A 19,303-nucleotide genomic window follows, 5' to 3' on the forward strand; every position below is an offset into this window, starting at 1 on the left:
CACGTCCCGGACCATGGTGGTGTTCGCCATTTACACCACCGTTGGAACCGCCAGTACCAGTGCCAGAACCTGTACCGCCAGTACCAGTGCCGGAGCCTGTACCGCCAGTACCAGTGCCAGAACCTGTACCGCCAGTACCAGTGCCGGAGCCTGTACCGCCAGTACCAGTGCCAGAACCTGTACCGCCAGTACCAGTGCCAGAACCTGTACCGCCAGTACCAGTGCCAGAACCTGTACCGCCAGTACCAGTACCAGTGCCGGAGCCTGTACCACCCGTACCACCAGTTGAACCATCACAAGAACAACCATTACCACCTTGGTCTCCTTGACCGCCTTGGTTGCCTTGACTGCCGCTGTTGCCACCTTGCATTTGTTGCAGTAACTGCATGATCATTTGTAGTAAGCTCATCAGTAACTGGGTGGAATCGCCACCGAGTCCCGGCATTCCACTTGTGCCACCCATCATGGATGAGGTAGATGAACCTAAGCCAGAAGTTGAACTGGTATTGTTGCTGCCATAGTTACCGCTAATCACTGAGTGATTGGAGGTATTGTTGATAGGGTTGAGATTGGACATTGATTTGCTCCTTTGCCTTTACTAATCGTGACTGAAGTCATTTCAGCCGCTTTTTATTATTCCGGGCGTAACAGCCTGAGTGGTTCAGGGTCAACAGACGTGCCAGAAAATCCATATCAGACGTGCCGTTTCTGTTTCACTCGAAATAAATTTTGTTGCGCTCTGCTTTGAGGTTTGGTGCGTTGCGCGATGTTCTGGAGTATGTGTCAAGCTTTTTTAATTCGTGATGGTAGGAGGGATGAAAGTTGCAAACTCGCTTACGAGCGGTTCATGTGCGGGTGTTGTTTGGGCGTTTACAATGGGGAATGATTCGCTGATGATGCGGTCTTATGCATTAATCCACCTCACCAGAAGGCCATTTTCTCATGACTGACTCCTCTCTTGCCAAGCCGTTGAGCTGGGCTGAAGCGTTGCAGGCGTTTCTGCATCCGCGTGTTATCACCATGTTGTTCCTAGGGTTTTCGGCGGGGATTCCGATCCTGTTGATCTTTTCTTCCCTGTCGTTGTGGTTGGGCGAAGCGGGGGTGGAGCGCAAGGCGGTGACGTTTTTCAGTTGGGCGGCGTTGGGGTATTCGTTCAAGTTTGTGTGGGCACCGTTAATCGACAAACTGCCATTGCCATTTTTGACCGCATGGTTAGGTAAGCGGCGGGCGTGGTTGTTGGTTGCTCAGGCGTTGATCATTGTGGCGATTGTGTTGATGGGAAATATTGATCCGGCTCTAGGGCAAGACCATTTGGTGTTGATGGCGTGGGCAGCCGTTTTGCTGGGGTTTTCATCGGCAACGCAGGATATTGTGATTGATGCGTACCGGATTGAGGCGGCAGAAACCCGTTTGCAGGCGATGATGTCTTCCACGTATATCGCGGGTTATCGGTTGGGAATGATTGTGGCGGGGGCTGGGGCGTTGTTTTTGGCGTCTTGGCTGGGGTCGGAAAAAGAGCATTATGTGTACGCGGCATGGCAGTGGACGTATTGGGCAATGGCAGCGACGATGTTGGTGGGGGTGGTGACAACCTTGGTGATTCCCGAACCGGAGCAAAAGCAGGTGGATCGTTACCATTACGCGGCGCTGGATTATTTGCGTTTGGTGTTGGTATTTGCCGCAGCGGTATCCGTATTTGTGTTGGTGTTTGCTTATACGAAAGGAACGTTTGGGGAATGGCAGGCAGTGGTGGATGATGCGTTTGCCGGTTTCGGTTTGGAGGCATTGCATTTGCTGATGGCTCTGCTGATGGCGGTGTTAATGGGCTGGTTATTGGTGGCGCTTGGGGCGGTGAATCGGGCAATGGCGCGGGATACGTGGTTTTCACCGATTGTGGATTTTTTTCGCCGCTACGGGGTACGCACGGCGTTGTTATTGTTGGCATTGATTGGTTTGTATCGGATTACCGATATTGTCCCCGGTGTGATTTCTAACGTGTTTTACCAGGATCTGGGGTTTAGTAAGCCGGAAATTGCGACGGCGGTGAAAACTTTTGGGGTGGTGGTGAGTATTGCCGGGGGATTTATGGGCGGCTTGTTTGCGACCCGCTATGGGGTGATGCGTACCTTGATGTTAGGGGCTATTCTGACGGCGTTTACGAATTTGGTGTTCGTGTGGTTAGCGTATGTCGGGCATGATGTGACGGTCATGTACATCGCGGTGACGGCGGATAATCTGGCGGCAGGGTTTGCGAGTGCAGCATTTGTGGCGTTTTTGTCGTCCCTGACCAGCGTATCGTTTACAGCGGTGCAATACGCGATTTTCAGCTCGTTGATGACGCTATTGCCGAAAACCATTGGCGGGTATTCCGGCACAATTGTGGATAATATTGGCTACCCCGGTTTTTTCACTTTTACTACTTTAATTGGCATTCCAGTGCTGTGGTTGGTCTGGGCGGCGGGTAAGCATTTGAAGGTGGAATGAGACGGGTGCAGATTGTGCCTCATTAATGCAGCGCTTGGATGACAGGAATCTCTAATTCGCTGTAGTGTTTTTTAGAGGTGTGGCGATGATTTTGGTTAGGGTCAGTGCTGTGCGAATCGTAAATGCTGTAAATAATGCCCAAGTCTTGTTCGATTTCAACGTGACGGTAGGGGTGCAGGTGCCGGATCGCTTCGATGGTGGTGGTGTAGGGCAGTGGTCCGGTGGTTCTGACCACGCCCCAGAAGCCTACCCCAACGGTGGTCACGTCGTAGTGTAGGATGTTGTGAATCACTTGTTGGATGACCGCGAATAGAAAGGGATGACCGGCAGCCGCGATGACATGCCATTGTTGGAACTCGCCGCCTTCAATCGCTGCGAGTTCCGGGTGCAGCCCCCAAGCGTGGTATTTGTTTTGATCCCACTTGGAGAGGATATAACGGTCATCGGGTAATAGTACGTCATCCAGCGGGCGGGTCGTGGTGCTTTTCATATCAAGGTAGACGCCGCCTTGTGCATAAATGAGCAAATACCGAAAAAAATCAACCCGTGCTGCTCCGTATGCTGGGTCGATCAAACGGTAAATGTCTACTATTTCCTGCCCATAATGTTGCCGGATGATGGTCTCAATGTCAGCGTCATCATATAGCCGGTATTCCCAGTCAGGATTTAGCTGCATGATTCTAGTGATGTTGTCCTGTAGCGGCGTTGGCAAGCCGGTTTTGGAATAATAAGTTTGATGTATTACTTTAGCTATGTGTTTAGCTTGTGGGGTCGTGGCTATCATTGGCAGGTGTGACATGTTTCCCTCGTCTGTAAATAGGCAGGTCAATGCTTATGCTGAGCCGATGATTTGTGTGGGGTGCAGTGTTAAGCGATAAGTGTTGCTGATTTGCTTACTGATGGCATTCTTTCGACCGCATCTATCTCTAAAGTAATAGATGTCATGTTACAATATACTGCGAATTGTATATTTAGGAATAACTATGACGACTCAACCCCCAAAGATTATTTACACCTTAACGGATGAAGCGCCATTATTGGCGACCTATTCGTTATTACCCATTATCAAACGGTTTACGGCGGCGGCAGGTATTGAAGTCATGCAAAGTGACATTTCCGTGGCAGCCCGCATTCTTGCCGAATTCCCTGACTACCTGACTGAGGCGCAACGTGTGCCAGATAATCTGGCGGAATTGGGGCGGCTGACACAAGTATCTGATACCAATATCATTAAGTTGCCCAATATCAGTGCTTCGATGCCGCAATTGAAAGCCGCGATTACCGAGCTGCGTGCCAAAGGTTTTGCCGTGCCAGAATACCCTGAAAATCCGCAAACGGATGCCGAAAAGCAGCTACTGAACCGTTACGCCAACGTATTGGGCAGCGCAGTGAATCCGGTCTTGCGTGAAGGCAATTCCGACCGGCGGGCACCACCTGCGGTGAAGCGTTACGCACAGAAAAACCCGCATTCGATGGGGAAGTGGAGTCCAGCGTCGCGTACTCACGTTTCGTTTATGCGCCGTGGTGATTTTTATTCCAGCGAAAAGTCCATGACGATGGCGCGTGATTGCGATGTACGCATGGAGTTGGTGATGGCGAATGGTCAAATCATGCGCTTAAAGGAAAAGACTTCGTTGCTGAAAGACGAAATCATCGACAGTATGTTCATGAGCAAAAAATCCTTGTGTGCGTTCTACGAAGAGCAGCTTCAGGATGCTAAAGAAACCGGCATTATGTTTTCCCTGCATGTGAAGGCAACCATGATGAAGGTGTCGCACCCCATCGTGTTTGGTCACGCGGTTAAGGTGTTTTTCAAGGATTTATTTGCCAAGCACGGCGAGCTGTTTGCGCAGTTAGGGGTTAATCCGAACAATGGCATGAGCAGTGTTTACGAGAAAATTCAGTCGCTGCCAGCGGCACAACGCGCGGAAATTGAGGCGGATATTCAAGCCTGTTACGCCAGTCAGCCAGAAATTGCGATGGTTGATTCCGACAAGGGCATTACCAATTTGCACGCGCCGAACGATGTGATTGTGGATGCGTCGATGCCTGCGATGATCCGCAATGGCGGCAAAATGTGGGGCGTGGATGGCAAGCTCAAGGACACCAAAGCGGTGATTCCCGAAAGCACGTTTGCGCGTATTTATCAGGAAATGATCAATTTTTGCAAAACCAATGGCGCATTTGATCCGGCAACGATGGGTTCAGTGCCTAACGTGGGTCTGATGGCGCAACAGGCAGAAGAATACGGTTCGCACGACAAAACGTTTGAAGTGCCAATCGACGGCGTGGCGCGGATTGTGGATGATCAAGGCAAAGTGCTGATGGAGCAACACGTCGAAGCGGGTGACATTTGGCGCATGTGCCAAGTGAAAGATGCGCCCGTGCGTGATTGGGTGAAATTGGCGGTGAATCGTGCACGTCAGTCGAAGATACCGGCGGTATTCTGGCTCGACCCGTACCGTCCGCATGAAGCGGAATTGATCAAAAAAGTAAACTTGTACTTGAAAGACCATGACTTAACGGGTGTGGAAATCCACATTATGTCGCAAACACGGGCGATGCGTTTCACCTTGGAGCGCATTGTACGGGGCATGGATACGATCTCCGTGACGGGTAATATTTTGCGCGATTACCTGACCGATTTGTTCCCGATCATGGAGTTGGGAACCAGTGCCAAAATGCTGTCGATTGTGCCGCTGATGGCAGGTGGCAGTTTGTTTGAAACGGGGGCGGGTGGTTCTGCGCCCAAGCATGTGCAACAGTTGACCGGTGAAAACCATTTGCGTTGGGATTCCTTGGGTGAGTTCTTGGCGTTGGCGGTGTCCTTGGAAGAGGTGGCTATCCAAACGGGGAGTCCGCGTGCCAAGATTCTGGCAACGACGCTGGATTTGGCAACCGGCAAGCTGTTGGATAACCGCAAGTCGCCGTCTGCTAGGACGGGGCAGTTGGATACACGCGGTAGCCATTTTTATTTGGCGCTGTATTGGGCGGAAGCCTTGGCAACGCAAACGGATGATGCAGCATTAGCCGCACAGTTTGCGCCGCTGGCACAAGCCTTGGCAGAGAATGAGCCGGTGATTGTGGCGGAATTGAATGCGGTGCAAGGTCAGCCGGTGGATTTGGGCGGTTATTATTACGCTGATCCGGCAAGGATGGCGCAGGTAATGCGTCCGAGCGCGACGTTGAATGCGGCATTGGCAGCGGCAGCCGTTTAAGATAAAGAAACCCCTCCCCGACCCTCCCCTTATCAAGGGAGGGAGCAAAGAAAAGCATCTTCCTCTTGTCCCTCCCCTGACAAGGGGAGGTTAGGAGGGGTTTCTTCATTCCAAGGTCTTAAACAACACCTGCGAATTGCGCTGGTAGTTATACAGCGATTTCTTATTGGCAGGCAGTTCATCCACGCTGCCTTTTTCAAAGCCGCGTTCCCGAAACCAGTCGGTGGTCTGGGTGGTCAGCACCAGCAGGCGGGTTTTGCCTTGGGTTTTCGCGAGTTGTGCAATGTGTTTGAGGAGTTTATCGCCCCGATTGCCGCCACGATCGTGCTGGCTGACGGCGAGGCAGGCGAGTTCGGCAACCTGTGGATCAGCGGTATCGTAGAGGGCAACGCACGCAATCACCTCGCGGTCGCGGATGATAATGTGGAAGTTATGGATTTCCAGTTCCAGTTGTTCGCGGGAACGTTTGATCAAAATGCCGCGTTCTTCCAGCGGGCGAATCAGTTCCATAATCCCGCTGATGTCTTCAATCGTCGCGGCACGTAGGCGTTCAAACTGTTCGGCGGCAATCATGCTGCCCACGCCATCGCGTGTATACAGTTCCAGCAGCAATGCCCCATCAATGTCCGCGTCGAGTAGGTGGATGCGTTCCACTTGGTTTTCTGAGGCTTCAATCACGGCGGGTAGCAGCGAGTTGTAGGGCAGGCTGGCTTTGGCTTCCTCAAGGGTGAGTTCGTGCGGCAAATTCAGCGGCTGATGGCTGAGGAATATCAGCTTGTCGGCTTTAATCGCTGTGGTGGCAGCGACCGCGACTTGTTCGTAACGCAGGTTGTAGGCTTCGCCCGTCGGTGAATAGCCCATCGGCGAGAGCAGCACGATATTGCCGGAATCGAGTTGCTGTTGCATCAACGTGTGGTTGATTTTTCGCACCTGTCCGCTGTAGCCGTAGTCGATGCCATCGCAAATACCCAGCGGACGTGCCGTAATGTAATTGCCAGAAATAATCCCTAAACCTTCATTATTTAGCGATGGTTGATTGAGCGCATGGGTCAGCAAGTTTTCGATGCGGATACGCAAAAAACCGATGGCTTCCTGTGCCGCCAGCAACGACGTGCTGTCGGTAACGCGAATGCCTTTGTGCAAGCGAATCGGGGTGTTAGTGCGGTGCAAGCGTTCGTCAATTTGCGGGCGCGTGCCGTGTACCAGCACCAGCCGTGCGCCGAGGCTGGAAATAATGGCGAGGTCTTGCACAATTTGCCGAAAGTGTGGCGTGGCAATCACTTCACCAGCAAACGCGATCACGAAAGTTTTACCCCGATGGCTGTGGATGTAAGGCGCGGCTTCGCGGAAAAACGTGACGCTGTGCGGGTTGGGTGCTTGCCTCATGTTGATTACCCTTGGGTTAGCAACATCTGATCAACCAAGTCGCAAATACAGTGGATGAGCAGCAAATGGGTTTCCTGAATCCGCGCTGTGCTGTCAGCGGGGACACGCAGTTCCACATCACCCGCTTGCAACAGCGCTTTCATGCTGCCACCCGCTTTACCACTCAGGGCGATAACCTGCATTCCGCACTCATGCGCGGCGTCGATAGCGCGATTCACGTTGGTGGAATTGCCGCTGGTGGAAATTGCCAGCAATACATCACCCTTGCGCCCCAAGGCTTCGATTTGGCGGGAAAATACCCGTTCGTAGCTGTAGTCGTTGGCGATGGAGGTGAGGGTGGAAGTATCCGTGGTCAGCGCAATCGCGGGCAAACCCCGACGTTCTTGCTCGAAACGGTTGAGCATTTCGGAGGAGAAATGTTGCGCATCCCCCGCCGAACCGCCATTGCCGCAACTGAGGATTTTGCCGCCGTGTTGCACCGTGTCGAATACCAGCGTAGCGGCGGCGAGAATCGGTTCTTGCAATACCGCGAGGGCTTGTTGCTTGGTTTCAATGCTGGCAGCGAAGTGTTGTTGGATACGTGTCTGTAAATTCATGGAATTCATGGTTTAGCCCGAGTCGAAAGCGTTTTTGATCCAAAGGATAGCGTTATCACCTTCGACCGCTACCACGTCAAAACGTGCCTGGGCATCCGGTGCGCGGTATTGCAAATAATGTTGTGCGGTGCGGATGATACGCGCTTGTTTGCGTGGGTCAATACTGTGCAATGCGCCGCCGTAACGGGTAGTTTTGCGGTAGCGCACTTCGACGAACACGATGACATTGCCATCGCGCATAATCAGGTCGATTTCGCCCATTTTCAGGCGGTAATTCTGGTGCAGCAGGTGTAAACCGCTGGCTTGCAAATGTTCACAAGCCAGTTGTTCGGTGCTGATGCCGCGTTGCAGGTGCGGCGCTTGCGCCTTATTGTCCAACGGCTTGCGGTACGCCGTTAGCAAACGTGGCGAATAGCAAGGTGCGTTGAACTTGGCGATTGCCCATTAAACGGATATTGCCGGTTTTGCCATTGACTTGCGTATTGGGGTTACGCGCAATGCTGGGCAGGTTTTTGGCAATCAGGAATGCATCCATCCCCAGTGCGAACATACGCGGGAATTGCGAGTTGTTGAGTGTGCCGGATTGCAAGCCTTCCATCACCCAAGGGATTTCGGTGTACATAATGCCGTCAAGGTCGGCATCTTTGCCAGCATCAACCCGCCCGGAAAAAATATGTGAGGTGGCATAAATCGGCAATTCCGGCGCTTGTGCGGCTAACAAGGGGCGCATTAGGCGGGCTTGGCTGGGGGATGCTGCCAGGAACACCATGCTGGCGCGACCTTGGGTGGCGGCTAAGGCATTTTGTACGTTTTGCAGGTAAGCGTTAGATGGGGTATCAGCAAATTGTTGAATATTGATCACTTGACCGCCTTTGGCTTGGTAGGCGGCACGGAATGCGCCGGAGATGCGATCCCCCCAACTGGAAGCGGGCGCTAACACGATGGCAGTGCGTAAGCCACGTGCACTGGTGGTTTCGGCGACTTGACGGGCTTCGTCTTCTGGCAATAACCCGAATTGGTAAAGCGCACCGGGTATATTACGGCTATTGGTCAGGTAGTTCAGGCTGAGCAGGGGTTTGGAGAGCACTTGCGGTTGGGCGAGTAATTCAGCTAAGGATTCTTTATCCAAGGGGCCGATGACAATATCCGCACCATCGGCGACGGCGCGTTGGTATTGGGCCACTGCACCGCCTGCACTGACATCATAGAGTTGTACGCTGGTTTCGCGGGCAACACTGTTACGGGCGGTGTCGATACCCCGGTAAATTTCTTGGCCGACACTACCCAATGCCCCGGATTGTGGCAGGAGTGCCGCTACGCGCGTGACGCTGGTGGGTACAAGTGCCGTTTGTACATTTTGGACACTGGGTGCAGCACCGCCACCATTGCCACTTGCCATCGCTTGGGCGCGTTGCTGGATGTGTTTAACTTTTTCACGCAAGGCTGGGGACAGGTTATCCAAATTAGTGGGTAAGGTGCGCAGTGCGAGTGCGGGGTTGTTTTGTTGCAACGCCAAGAGCGCTCTGACATAGGCTTGGCGGGCGCGGTTCTCACCATCGAGGGCGGAAGCAGGCACTTTTGCCAGATAGGTGTTGGTTAAATTGGCATCGCCGATGGAGGCGGCAATTTCAGCCGCTTGCAAAATGACGCGCTCGCGTTGCGGGGTGGGGTAGCGTGCGGCGGCTGCGTAATAGGTTTGCGCCGCTTCGCGTTTTTTCCCCTGATTAAAGAGTGCGTTGGCTTGTTCAACCGTGGCATTGCCTTGGGTGACTGAACTGCCGTCGGTATTGATGAAGTCGTTGGGCGAGCAGCCTTGCAACATCAATGGGACAGCCAATAAGGCGATGGCGCAGTATTTCAGAATGCTTTGGTGAAATCGTAATGGCATGGTGTGCTTCCTGGTACCTGTTTGTGGGGTATGGTTGCCGAAATATAGCATTTTTTGTTGGGTATGACGTATGTTTGATACGGCTGGCGGTATTTTACTGTGGGTATTCTGGCGTTTGCCCACTGATAAACATCAATTAAGCCTATTAACAATCCGGCTATATGTCGAAAATAGGACTATGCTTGTTGACGAGAGTTGCTACTAATAAGTAAGGGAGGTGTTCTAATGTCCACAGGTTTGGCTGTTGCTATTTTGTGTGCGCTTGCCGCACTCGTCTATGGTCTGGTGACGACGCGCTGGGTGCTTGCCCGCCCGGAAGGGAATGCAGAAATGCGGCGGATTGCGCAGGCTATTCAGGAAGGGGCGCAAGCTTATTTGAATCGTCAATACACCACGATTGCGGTGGTGGGAATTCTGTTATTTGCGGTTATTTTTATTGCACTGGGTTGGCAAACCGCAATTGGTTTTGCGCTAGGTGCAGTGCTATCCGGTGCGACGGGTTATATCGGGATGAATGTGTCGGTGCGGGCGAATGTGCGCACGGCGGAAGCCGCCAAAGACGGCTTGAATGCGGCGTTGGATGTGGCATTTAAAGGTGGAGCGATTACCGGCATGTTAGTGGTCGGCTTGGCATTGCTAGGTGTGGCGGGTTATTACGCGGTATTGACCCTGACCGGCACATCGTCGATGGACGCGATTCATGCGTTGGTGGGCTTGGCATTCGGTGGTTCCTTGATTTCGATTTTTGCGCGGTTGGGCGGTGGCATTTTCACTAAGGGCGCGGATGTCGGCGCGGATTTGGTGGGTAAGGTGGAAGCGGGTATTCCGGAAGACGATCCACGTAACCCGGCGGTGATTGCCGATAATGTGGGGGATAACGTCGGTGACTGCGCGGGGATGGCGGCGGATTTGTTTGAAACCTATGCGGTGACGATTATTGCGACCATGTTGCTTGGCGGCTTGCTGATGGGTGGCTCGGAAAATGCCATTGTGTACCCATTGGTGTTGGGGGGCTTTTCCATTCTGGCGTCGATTTTAGGCGCGATGTTTGTGAAAGCGCGTACCGGCGGCAAGATTATGAATGCGCTGTACCGTGGTTTGGCGGTGGCAGGTGGGGCGTCACTGATCTTTTTCTACCCTGTTACCGTGATTATGATGGGAGATAACCCGGATTATTCCGTGAATGCACTGTATGGCTCGGCAGTGATTGGCTTGGTGCTGACGGCGGCAATGGTGTGGATTACGGAATATTACACCGCTACCGAATACAGCCCGGTGCGGCATATTGCACAAGCGTCTACTACCGGACATGGCACTAACGTGATTGCGGGTCTTGGGGTGTCGATGCGTTCCACGGCAGCACCGGTGTTGGCGGTGTGTTTGGCAATCTGGGGTGCTTATGAACTGGCGGGGTTGTACGGAATTGCGATTGCAGCAACCTCAATGCTGTCAATGGCAGGGATTGTGGTTGCACTCGATGCTTACGGCCCGATTACTGACAATGCGGGTGGTATCGCGGAAATGGCAGGTTTACCCGATGATATTCGCAATATTACTGACCCGCTCGATGCGGTGGGCAATACCACAAAAGCCGTGACCAAAGGTTATGCGATTGGCTCAGCGGGCTTGGCGGCGTTGGTGTTGTTTGCGGATTATACTTATGCCTTGTCAGCGGCACATCAGACAGTAATGACCTTTGACCTTTCCAATCATTTGGTCATTATCGGTTTGTTTATTGGTGGGATGGTGCCGTATTTGTTTGGGGCAATGGCGATGGAAGCCGTGGGGCGTGCTGCCGGTTCGGTGGTGGTGGAAGTGCGCCGCCAATTCCAGACGATTCCGGGCATTATGGATGGCACAGGCAAGCCGGAATACGGTACTTGCGTGGATATGCTAACCAAATCGGCAATTAAGGAAATGATTGTGCCGTCATTATTACCAGTGGCAGTACCGGTGATTGTGGGGCTGACCTTGGGGCCACAGGCACTCGGCGGGGTGTTGCTGGGAACGATTGTGACGGGAATTTTCGTGGCAATTTCCATGACAACCGGCGGCGGTGCTTGGGATAATGCCAAGAAATACATCGAGGAAGGCAATTTCGGTGGCAAAGGTTCGGAAGCGCATAAAGCCGCTGTGACAGGCGATACTGTCGGCGACCCGTACAAGGATACGGCAGGCCCTGCGATTAACCCGTTGATCAAAATCATTAACATTGTCGCGTTGCTGATTGTGCCGTTGTTGGCGTAAGGTAGTGCATGGCTGGCGTTGCCAGTCAAAACCAGAAGCCCGCCCTTCGTGGTGGGCTTCGTTGTTTGGGGAAGTGGATGAAACAAGGCATTTTATACTGCGTGGCAACGCCCATCGGTAATTTGGCGGATATGACGGAGCGTGCCAAGCGTATTTTGGCGGAAGTGGATAAGATTTATGCGGAAGATACCCGCGTGACCCGTGGTTTGCTCACCCATTTCGGCATTCAAGGGACGCTGGCGAGTTTGCACGATTACAACGAGGCGGGGCGCGTTGCCAGTATCCAAGCCGAATTGGAGCAGGGTATGCAATTGGCGTTAGTCAGCGATGCGGGTACGCCGTTGATCAGCGACCCCGGTTACAAGCTGGTTCATGCCTTGGGGAATTCAGGGTGCAAAATTGTGCCGATTCCGGGGGCAAGTGCCTTGATTGCGGCGCTGTCGGTAGCGGGGTTGCCGACGGATCGGTTTGTATTTGAAGGTTTTTTACCGGCAAAAGCGGTGTCGCGGCGCAAATGGCTGGAAAGTTTGGTAGATGAGCCGCGCACCTTGGTGTTTTACGAATCCAGTCACCGTATTGCTGAGATGCTTGCGGATGTGGCAAGCACCTTGGGTGAGGAACGCCCGGTAGTGGTATTGCGCGAATTGACCAAGCTGTTTGAAAGCATTTACCGGGGTAGCGCGGGTGAATTAGTCGCGCAACTGAGTACCGATACCAATATGTCACGCGGTGAATTCGTGGTGGTGGTGGCGGGTAAGGTGGCGAATGAGGATCAGGAACAACTCAGTGCCTTGCGTGCGGACAGTATTCTGGCGGTGTTGCTGGAAGAGTTGCCGGTGAAACAGGCAGCAGCGATTGCTGCCCGTTTGACGGGATTGCCGAAAAACCAGTTGTATAAGCAAGCGCTGGCGATGGTTTAGGCGGCTGATTCTGGCGCTTCACTGGGTTCTTCGGGGCTATTGATGACGATGAGTTTGTCGGGGTCGAGTGCTAAAATTTGTTGCGCAATGTCGAGCGGAATCAGGCAACGTTTGCCACCTAAAAAGATAATCGCGAGTTCGCCAGCGGCTAAGGCTTGCTGTTGGGCTTCGGTGACGTAGAGGTATTTGATATTGTCACCGACCACAAAATTGTAGCGAATGTCAGCATCGTCGACATTCTGTAGGTTGGCGCTGATGAGCGCGGCAACTTGTTCGCGGGTTTGTTTGCGGCGAGCGGCGATTTCACGCTGGCGTTGTTCGGCTTGTTCTCGCTCTTCGCGTTCGGTTTTGGCGCGGGCTGCGTAAAATTGTTCGAGGTCGCTTTTTTCTTTGGGAGCTGGGCGTGGTGCTTTATTTTCAGTGCGTTGCGGTTTTTCTGGGGCTACGGCTGGGCGGTTGTCACGACGCGGGGCTTTATCGCGCGGTGGGGCTTGCCGTGAGGGAGCAGGTTTGGGTTGGTTAGCCTTTTCAATCTGTGCTTCGGTGACTAGCCCCGCTTTGAGGAGTTGGTCGCGTAATGAGTGTGCCATGCTGTTCTCTTGAAATTGTCGACAAGTAGTGGTGGTTAGTTGCTGTTAGATTCGTTAACAAGCGGTATAATACCGTGATTTTTACACAAGAGTAGAGTAAACCATGAATATTGATAAAGTTCCTGCTGGGCGTGATGTTCCTGATTGCGTGAATGTCATCATTGAGATTCCGGCATTGTCGACGCCAGTCAAGTATGAGTTGGATAAGGAAAGCGGGGCGTTGTACGTTGACCGTTTCCTGTCTACCCCGATGTTTTACCCAGCAAATTATGGGTTTATTCCGCACACGTTGGCACAGGATGGCGACCCTACCGACGTGTTGGTGGTCAGCCCGACACCGTTGATGCACGGTTGTGTGATTCCGGTGCGCCCGGTGGGTATGTTGAAAATGTCGGATGAATCCGGGATTGATGCCAAAATTGTGGCAGTGCCTGCGCATAAGTTGTCTTCTGGGTATCGCGAAATTAACTCCTATGAGCAACTGCCACCACTATTGTTGAGCCAAATCCAACACTTCTTTGAGCGTTACAAAGAATTGGATGCAGGCAAGTGGGTGAAAGTGGAAGGCTGGGCAGGTATCGAAGAAGCCAAGCAAGAAATTTTAGACAGTATTGAGCGCTATAATACGGAGCAACCAGAGGAGATTCCGTTCTCTTAATCTGTTATAGTCGCCCGATTTCAAGCAGGGCAGACAGGATGCTCGTTAGTACTTTATGAGCGATAGACCGATTAAATTAGAACGCGATGAGCAGCACATGTTCAATGTGCGGGCTGTGGTTGCGGGTGTCTTTATTCTGTTTGCCCTGCTAGGGATTTTGGGGAGGGTTTACCAGCTCCAAGTATCCGATTACGCCAAATATTCTGATCTTTCCCGCCAGCATTATCAAAAACGCATTCCTATCCCCCCCAATCGTGGTCAAATTTATGACCGCAACGGCGTGCTATTGGCTGATAGCCACACGCAATACGTGCTTGAAGTGGTACGTGACAATATCGGTGATGAAAATGGTGACGGTAAGTCGACGTTAGCCGATGTTGATTTATTCGTTGAACGTTTGGGGGGACTTATTCCCTTGGTAGAAAAAGATGTGCGTTTGTTCAAAACACAGGCTCGGCGCTTTAAATATCAGCCTATTCCCATTCGGGGCAATTTAACGGAAGAGGAACAGGCGGTCTTGGCGGTGAATGCCCCCCGCTTTCGTGGTGCCAAGGTGGTAAAGCGCATGGAGCGTTACTATCCTTTGGTGGAAACGGCGAGTCATGTGATTGGGTATGTGGGGCGTATTGATGCCCGCGATCTGGAGCGTGTCGACAAGATTGAGTACACCGGTACTACCCATATTGGTAAGTCTGGTGTGGAAGCTTCCCATGAAGACCGTTTGCACGGGAAGGCGGGTTTTGAGCTGATTGAGGTGGATGCGCATGGCAAAAAGCAGAAAGAACTCGGTAAGCAAGAACCAGTAGGCGGGCAGGAGTTGTTTCTGGGCTTGGATATTAATCTGCAAATTGTTGCGGAAAATTTATTGAAAAATGAACGTGGGGCGATTGTGGCGATGGATCCGAGTAACGGTGAAGTGCTGGCTTTGGCGAGTGTGCCGACGTTTGACCCGAATTTATTTATTAATGGTATCTCGCAGAAAGATTACAGCGCCTTGCGCGAAGATCCTGGTCGTCCTTTATTCAATCGTGCCTTGCAGGGAGCATACCCGCCGGGTTCGACGATTAAGCCAATGGTAGGGGTGGCAGGCTTGATTGAGGGTGTTATTACGCCGGGTAGCCGGGTGTATGACCCTGGATTTTTCCGTTTGCAAGGTCAAAAACATGCGTTTCGGTGTTGGAATAAAAAAGGGCATGGTTCGGTTGATTTGAAGTATTCGATCCAGCAGTCTTGCGATACCTACTTTTATGATTTGGCGTATCGCATGGGAATTGATCGTTTCTCAGCAGGGATGCGGCAGTTTGGTTTTGGTGAAAAAACTGGCATTGACTTGCCAGCAGAGGCATCAGGCTTAATGCCAAGCAAGGAATGGAAGGAAAAGCGGCATAAGCGCAGTTGGTTTCCCGGTGATACCGTCAATATTGGTATCGGGCAGGGGTATTGGCTGGCAACACCCCTGCAATTGGCTCATGCCACCACCATTATGGCGAACCGGGGGGTGCGCTTGAAGCCACATGTCTTGCGTGGGGTGCGTACTGCACGTAATCAAGATGAGAGTATTCTTAAGCCGGAGCCGTTTCCAAGTATTGAAGCGAAGGATAATTATTGGACATTGACCATTCAGGGAATGGAAAACGTAATGCGCCCAGGTGGTACTGCGCGGTCATCGGGTGATGGGGCAAGTTACCGCATTGCGGGTAAGACAGGTACGGCACAGGTGTTCGGTTTGGCGGGTGGGAAATACAATGCGAAGCGCATTGCTAAGCGTTTGCGTGACCATGCGTTGTTTGTGGGGTTTGCGCCTGCGGATAACCCTAAAATTGCGGTGGCAGTGATTGTGGAGAATGCGATGGGCGGTGGTGGGACTGCCGCTGCACCGTTAGCACGCAAGCTTATGGATGCGTATTTACTTCAGCAGTACGGTGAGAATATGTTGAAACCAGCCGGTGAAGTGGTGCACCAAGAGCCTGTTTCAGAGACACCGCCCGCAGACGCTGAGAAAAAAACACCGAAAAAGAAAAAACAGGGGGGTGAGTAGTGATTAACAGTTTGTTGCCTTCTTGGTTGATTGTCGCTTTACAGCGGGTGGATGCGGTATTACTGGCGGCATTGTCATTGCTGATCTTTCTAGGGTTGGCAACGCTGTATAGCGCCAGTGATGGCGAGATTGAGCGAGTGCAACGGCAAATGATGCACTTTTCAATTGGCTTGGGTGTGATGTTGATTTTTTCGCAGATCTCCAGCAAAACCCTGCGGCAGTGGTCGATCTGGTTGTACGGTATTGGGGTTGTCTTGCTGATTTTAGTGCTGATTATCGGCGTCACTAAAAAAGGGGCAACCCGGTGGTTGTACATCGGTATTGATATACAGCCTTCAGAAATCATGAAGTTAGCCGTGCCAATGATGTTGGCGTATTACTTTTCAGAGAAACCTTTGCCCCCCCGTTTTATTGATATTGTGATTGCGCTGGTGCTGGTATTAGTGCCGATGCTGTTGGTAATGAAACAGCCGGATTTGGGAACGGCTTTGCTGATTGCAACCTCAGGCTTTTTTGTTATTTATCTGGCAGGGATGTCTTGGTGGCTGATTGGTGGGGCGATTGCTTTTGTCACAATAGCAGCACCCTTATTGTACTTTTTTGGGATGCATGATTACCAACGCAGGCGGGTTGATACACTTTTGAATCCAGAATCGGATTTGTTGGGAACTGGATACCATATTTATCAGTCAAAAATTGCGATTGGTTCTGGTGGGGCTTATGGAAAAGGTTGGATGCAAGGTGATCAAGGGCATCTGGACTTTCTGCCAGAACGGCACACAGACTTCATTTTTGCGATTTTTGGTGAAGAATTCGGCTTAGTCGGTAGTTTGATTTTAATGGGGTTATACCTGTTTATTATCTGGCGGGGCTTATATCTGGCCAGCAAGGGTGAAGATACCTTTGCACGCTTGCTAGGTGGCAGTCTGAGTGTGTCATTTTTCTTTTACCTGTTTGTGAATACCGGCATGGTCAGCGGAATGCTTCCGGTGGTGGGGGTGCCGCTGCCATTAGTGAGCTACGGGGGAACCTCGGTGGTTACGCTGATGATGGCTTTCGGGATCATTATGGGGATGAAGAAACGCAAACGCATTTATCAACGGGATGGCTGAAGACGGATTTTCATGCCCTCCCTCAGGCAGTTTGGAGATGGAGGCTATGAACGTCATGTATGATTCGGTTAAATGGGGTCAGTCACTGGGGAAGCTGGTGAGTGTGGTATTAATGGGGGGAGTGTTAGGGGGGTGTGCGGCGAGTCCGCAATGGCCTTGGGTGTTTGCGCCACCGGGGGCGAATGTGCCGCCTAATCAGCAGCAAAGCTATCCACCGGTTAGACAGACCGTGGTAACGCCTCCGCCTGTTAGTGGCAATATTCCTGCTCCGCAGCAGCCTCCCGTGTCAACAACCCCTCGCCAGCCAGCGAACTACCCGGCAGGATTAGGGGGTGATTACGCCAACTACCCCGCGATGCGCCAGTTCATTGGTAAAATGAATAACCAGCACGGTTTCGATATTGCGTTTTTGGAACAGACCTTTTCCGGGGTACAGCGTGATAAAGAAGCATTGACCAAAGCCGGGGCACCCACCGAAGGACAGGTATGGCGTGCCTATCGCCCGATTTTCCTGACCGAAGAGCGCATTAATGGTGGGGTTGAGTTTTGGAACCGTCACGCTGCCTTGTTGGATGCTGCGACCCGCCAATACGGGGTGGATACGGAGTATTTGGTGGCTATTATTGGGGTGGAAACGCAATACGGTAAAAATACGGGCAAGCACAATACCTTACAGGCATTGACGACTCTGGGCTTTGATTTTCCGCGCCGTGCCAGTTTCTATCAAAAAGAGTTGGAACAATTTTTGCTGTTGTCACGTGAAGAGAAAGTGCGTCCGCAAATCTTCAACGGCTCTTACGCGGGGGCGATGGGCTTAGGGCAGTTCATTTCCAGCAGTTACCGCAGCTATGCCATTGATGGCAATCGCGATGGCAAGCGTGATTTGTGGAATCCGCAAGATGCTATCCCCAGTGTTGCGAATTATTTTGCGAAAAATGGCTGGAAGCGTGGCGCAGGGGTCGCGGTTCCGGCTTATGTTTCTGGTGGAGGCTATGCTAGTATTGCCGAAGCAACACCGAAAAAACCTTCGCGTACTTTGGCAGACTTGGCTGCGAGAGGCGTGCGACCACAGGCGGCGATTAACTCAGCTAAAGTGAGTTTGATCAAGCTGGAAGGCACAACGGATGAATATTGGGTGGGTGGGGAAAATTTCTATGCCATTACCCGTTATAATCCTAACGTAAAATATGCGATGGCAGTACATCAGCTTGCGCAGGAAATCCGTAAGCGTAAGTTTGGTTTTTAAGAGTTATAGTGATAATAAATAGAAGCTGATCCATGTGTTGTGGCGTGGGTCAGCTTTTCTAATGGGCAATGATGAAGCTGGACAATACGATGACAATAAACTGGCGATTTTCGGGAGTCTTATTGGCTTCCATGACCATGAGTTTGGTCGCTTGTAGTGGTAATACTGCTAAGAAAAGTGCGGTAGCATCGGCACAGGTTCCTACGGAGTTGAGTACAGAACCCCGTACTGAGTGTGGTAACGATCCCGCTTACACGATCGAAGGTAAAACGTATCAAGTGCTCGATTCTGCGTCAGGTTATGCCGAGCAAGGTACAGCAGCGTGGTACGGTGCGGAATATCAGGGTACCGAGACGGCTGGTTGTGAAGTGTTTGATATGTATGGTTATTCAGCAGCACACCGTACATTACCCTTGCCCAGTTTTGCTAAAGTAACTAACCAGCAAAATGGCAAGCACATTATTGTGCGTATCAATGACCGTGGTCCGTTTGAGAGTGGTGATTTGATTCAGCTATCGTTTGCAGCGTCTAATGCATTGGGCATTAAGGCGAAAAGCGGTGCACCTGTTGAAGTGGCTGCCATTTCGCCGGAGCAATTGCCACCTGAAGCTCAGGTTGCGGTTAAGCCCATGGTGACGCAACCTGCCAAGACGGCGGAGCCACTGGATAAGTCAAAGCCTTATTATGTGATTGCCGGTACATGGCCTGATCGTAATACCTCGCTGGATATGTTTGTGCGTTTGACTTCGGTGGGTCTGGCAAAAACAGAGATGGCTACCGCGCAGCAAAATGGGCGTGAAATGTATCAGGTAAGGGTTGGACCTTTGTACAACCAAGATCAAATTGATAATGTGAAAGATATACTGCAAAGTAACGGCTTGGCGAACTTCAAGGTGGTTGCTGGTAAGTAATTCAGTAAA

At 51.8% G+C, this 19,303-nt stretch carries 17 protein-coding genes; 10 read left to right on the forward strand and 7 right to left on the reverse strand.

Annotated features, from left to right (window positions below; all coding sequences use genetic code 11):
• Positions 1-30: 30 nt before the first annotated feature.
• Entirely contained in the window at positions 31-363 is a 333-nt protein-coding gene (locus L2Y54_RS06275; RefSeq protein WP_236500946.1) for a hypothetical protein, read from the reverse strand.
• Positions 364-386: 23 nt separating this feature from the next.
• Here L2Y54_RS06275 and L2Y54_RS21685 point away from each other — a divergent pair, with 23 nt between their 5' ends.
• Together L2Y54_RS21685 and L2Y54_RS06280 are read left to right on the forward strand one after the other, a co-directional pair.
• Positions 387-521: a hypothetical protein gene (locus tag L2Y54_RS21685; protein ID WP_255697888.1), complete on the forward strand. Its 135-nt coding sequence runs from the start codon at positions 387-389 to the stop codon at positions 519-521.
• Positions 522-942: 421 nt separating this feature from the next.
• Positions 943-2,484 carry an AmpG family muropeptide MFS transporter gene (locus tag L2Y54_RS06280; RefSeq protein WP_236500947.1) on the forward strand — a complete coding sequence of 514 codons (1,542 nt, stop codon included), beginning with the start codon at positions 943-945 and terminating at the stop codon, positions 2,482-2,484.
• Positions 2,485-2,506: 22 nt separating this feature from the next.
• Here L2Y54_RS06280 and L2Y54_RS06285 read toward each other — a convergent pair whose 3' ends face one another.
• Complete coding sequence (locus L2Y54_RS06285) at positions 2,507-3,160, reverse strand: glycosyltransferase family 32 protein (RefSeq protein ID WP_236500948.1); 654 nt, start codon at positions 3,158-3,160, stop codon at positions 2,507-2,509.
• A 307-nt stretch (positions 3,161-3,467) separates the two neighbouring features.
• Here L2Y54_RS06285 and L2Y54_RS06290 point away from each other — a divergent pair, with 307 nt between their 5' ends.
• A complete protein-coding gene (locus L2Y54_RS06290) occupies positions 3,468-5,702 on the forward strand; it encodes an NADP-dependent isocitrate dehydrogenase (protein WP_236500949.1) in 2,235 nt (744 codons plus the stop codon).
• Positions 5,703-5,807: 105 nt separating this feature from the next.
• Here L2Y54_RS06290 and argA read toward each other — a convergent pair whose 3' ends face one another.
• From argA to L2Y54_RS06310, 4 genes are read right to left on the reverse strand one after another with little or no spacing between them, the layout of a single operon-like run.
• On the reverse strand, positions 5,808-7,088 hold the full coding sequence (gene argA / locus L2Y54_RS06295; protein ID WP_236500950.1) for an amino-acid N-acetyltransferase: 1,281 nt from the start codon (positions 7,086-7,088) through the stop codon (positions 5,808-5,810).
• A 5-nt stretch (positions 7,089-7,093) separates the two neighbouring features.
• The gene (locus L2Y54_RS06300; protein ID WP_236500951.1) at positions 7,094-7,684 is read right to left on the reverse strand and encodes a phosphoheptose isomerase; all 591 of its coding nucleotides are present in this window, start codon (positions 7,682-7,684) and stop codon (positions 7,094-7,096) included.
• A 12-nt stretch (positions 7,685-7,696) separates the two neighbouring features.
• On the reverse strand, positions 7,697-8,086 hold the full coding sequence (locus tag L2Y54_RS06305) for a YraN family protein (protein WP_236500952.1): 390 nt from the start codon (positions 8,084-8,086) through the stop codon (positions 7,697-7,699).
• Entirely contained in the window at positions 8,052-9,572 is a 1,521-nt protein-coding gene (locus L2Y54_RS06310) for a penicillin-binding protein activator (protein WP_236500953.1), read from the reverse strand. Before L2Y54_RS06310 ends, L2Y54_RS06305 begins: the two co-directional genes overlap by 35 nt.
• A gap of 225 nt (positions 9,573-9,797) precedes the next feature.
• On the opposite strand from L2Y54_RS06310, the gene L2Y54_RS06315 reads away from it, so the two are divergent.
• Both L2Y54_RS06315 and rsmI read left to right on the forward strand, forming a co-directional pair.
• Positions 9,798-11,819, forward strand: coding sequence for a sodium-translocating pyrophosphatase (locus tag L2Y54_RS06315; protein WP_236500955.1), 2,022 nt, complete (start codon positions 9,798-9,800; stop codon positions 11,817-11,819).
• 77 nt (positions 11,820-11,896) lie between these two features.
• Positions 11,897-12,739, forward strand: a complete 843-nt coding sequence (rsmI, locus tag L2Y54_RS06320) for a 16S rRNA (cytidine(1402)-2'-O)-methyltransferase (protein ID WP_236500956.1) — start codon at positions 11,897-11,899, stop codon at positions 12,737-12,739.
• On the opposite strand, the gene L2Y54_RS06325 is transcribed toward rsmI, so the two are convergent.
• On the reverse strand, positions 12,736-13,329 hold the full coding sequence (locus L2Y54_RS06325) for a DUF2058 family protein (protein ID WP_236500957.1): 594 nt from the start codon (positions 13,327-13,329) through the stop codon (positions 12,736-12,738). The two genes, rsmI and L2Y54_RS06325, sit on opposite strands and share 4 nt — an antisense overlap.
• 103 nt (positions 13,330-13,432) lie before the next feature.
• On the opposite strand from L2Y54_RS06325, the gene ppa reads away from it, so the two are divergent.
• The 5 genes from ppa to L2Y54_RS06350 all read left to right on the forward strand — a co-directional run bounded on the left by ppa (position 13,433) and on the right by L2Y54_RS06350 (position 19,294).
• Positions 13,433-13,987 carry an inorganic diphosphatase gene (ppa, locus tag L2Y54_RS06330; protein ID WP_236500958.1) on the forward strand — a complete coding sequence of 185 codons (555 nt, stop codon included), beginning with the start codon at positions 13,433-13,435 and terminating at the stop codon, positions 13,985-13,987.
• Positions 13,988-14,042: 55 nt separating this feature from the next.
• The gene (mrdA, locus tag L2Y54_RS06335; protein ID WP_236500959.1) at positions 14,043-16,025 is read left to right on the forward strand and encodes a penicillin-binding protein 2; all 1,983 of its coding nucleotides are present in this window, start codon (positions 14,043-14,045) and stop codon (positions 16,023-16,025) included.
• Complete coding sequence (gene rodA / locus L2Y54_RS06340; protein WP_236500960.1) at positions 16,025-17,137, forward strand: rod shape-determining protein RodA; 1,113 nt, start codon at positions 16,025-16,027, stop codon at positions 17,135-17,137. The genes mrdA and rodA overlap by 1 nt, the downstream gene beginning before the upstream one ends.
• 46 nt (positions 17,138-17,183) lie before the next feature.
• Positions 17,184-18,383, forward strand: a complete 1,200-nt coding sequence (gene mltB / locus L2Y54_RS06345) for a lytic murein transglycosylase B (RefSeq protein ID WP_236500961.1) — start codon at positions 17,184-17,186, stop codon at positions 18,381-18,383.
• A gap of 89 nt (positions 18,384-18,472) precedes the next feature.
• Entirely contained in the window at positions 18,473-19,294 is an 822-nt protein-coding gene (locus L2Y54_RS06350) for a septal ring lytic transglycosylase RlpA family protein (protein WP_236500962.1), read from the forward strand.
• Positions 19,295-19,303 lie beyond the last annotated feature (9 nt).

The organism is Thiothrix winogradskyi, from assembly GCF_021650935.1.
GTDB classification, from domain to species: Bacteria; Pseudomonadota; Gammaproteobacteria; order Thiotrichales; family Thiotrichaceae; genus Thiothrix; species Thiothrix winogradskyi.

Bases quoted from the DNA above. Each gene is read 5' to 3' on its own strand.
- L2Y54_RS06290 (WP_236500949.1), top strand. From the start codon at position 3,468: ATGACGACTCAACCCCCAAAGATTATTTACACCTTAACGGATGAAGCG.
- L2Y54_RS06285 (WP_236500948.1), bottom strand. From the start codon at position 3,160: ATGCAGCTAAATCCTGACTGGGAATACCGGCTATATGATGACGCTGAC.
- mltB (WP_236500961.1), top strand. From the start codon at position 17,184: ATGAACGTCATGTATGATTCGGTTAAATGGGGTCAGTCACTGGGGAAG.
- L2Y54_RS06315 (WP_236500955.1), top strand. From the start codon at position 9,798: ATGTCCACAGGTTTGGCTGTTGCTATTTTGTGTGCGCTTGCCGCACTC.
- rsmI (WP_236500956.1), top strand. From the start codon at position 11,897: ATGAAACAAGGCATTTTATACTGCGTGGCAACGCCCATCGGTAATTTG.
- L2Y54_RS21685 (WP_255697888.1), top strand. From the start codon at position 387: ATGATCATTTGTAGTAAGCTCATCAGTAACTGGGTGGAATCGCCACCG.
- L2Y54_RS06280 (WP_236500947.1), top strand. From the start codon at position 943: ATGACTGACTCCTCTCTTGCCAAGCCGTTGAGCTGGGCTGAAGCGTTG.
- L2Y54_RS06310 (WP_236500953.1), bottom strand. From the start codon at position 9,572: ATGCCATTACGATTTCACCAAAGCATTCTGAAATACTGCGCCATCGCC.
- argA (WP_236500950.1), bottom strand. From the start codon at position 7,088: ATGAGGCAAGCACCCAACCCGCACAGCGTCACGTTTTTCCGCGAAGCC.
- L2Y54_RS06350 (WP_236500962.1), top strand. From the start codon at position 18,473: ATGACAATAAACTGGCGATTTTCGGGAGTCTTATTGGCTTCCATGACC.
- ppa (WP_236500958.1), top strand. From the start codon at position 13,433: ATGAATATTGATAAAGTTCCTGCTGGGCGTGATGTTCCTGATTGCGTG.
- L2Y54_RS06325 (WP_236500957.1), bottom strand. From the start codon at position 13,329: ATGGCACACTCATTACGCGACCAACTCCTCAAAGCGGGGCTAGTCACC.
- L2Y54_RS06300 (WP_236500951.1), bottom strand. From the start codon at position 7,684: ATGAATTTACAGACACGTATCCAACAACACTTCGCTGCCAGCATTGAA.
- mrdA (WP_236500959.1), top strand. From the start codon at position 14,043: ATGAGCGATAGACCGATTAAATTAGAACGCGATGAGCAGCACATGTTC.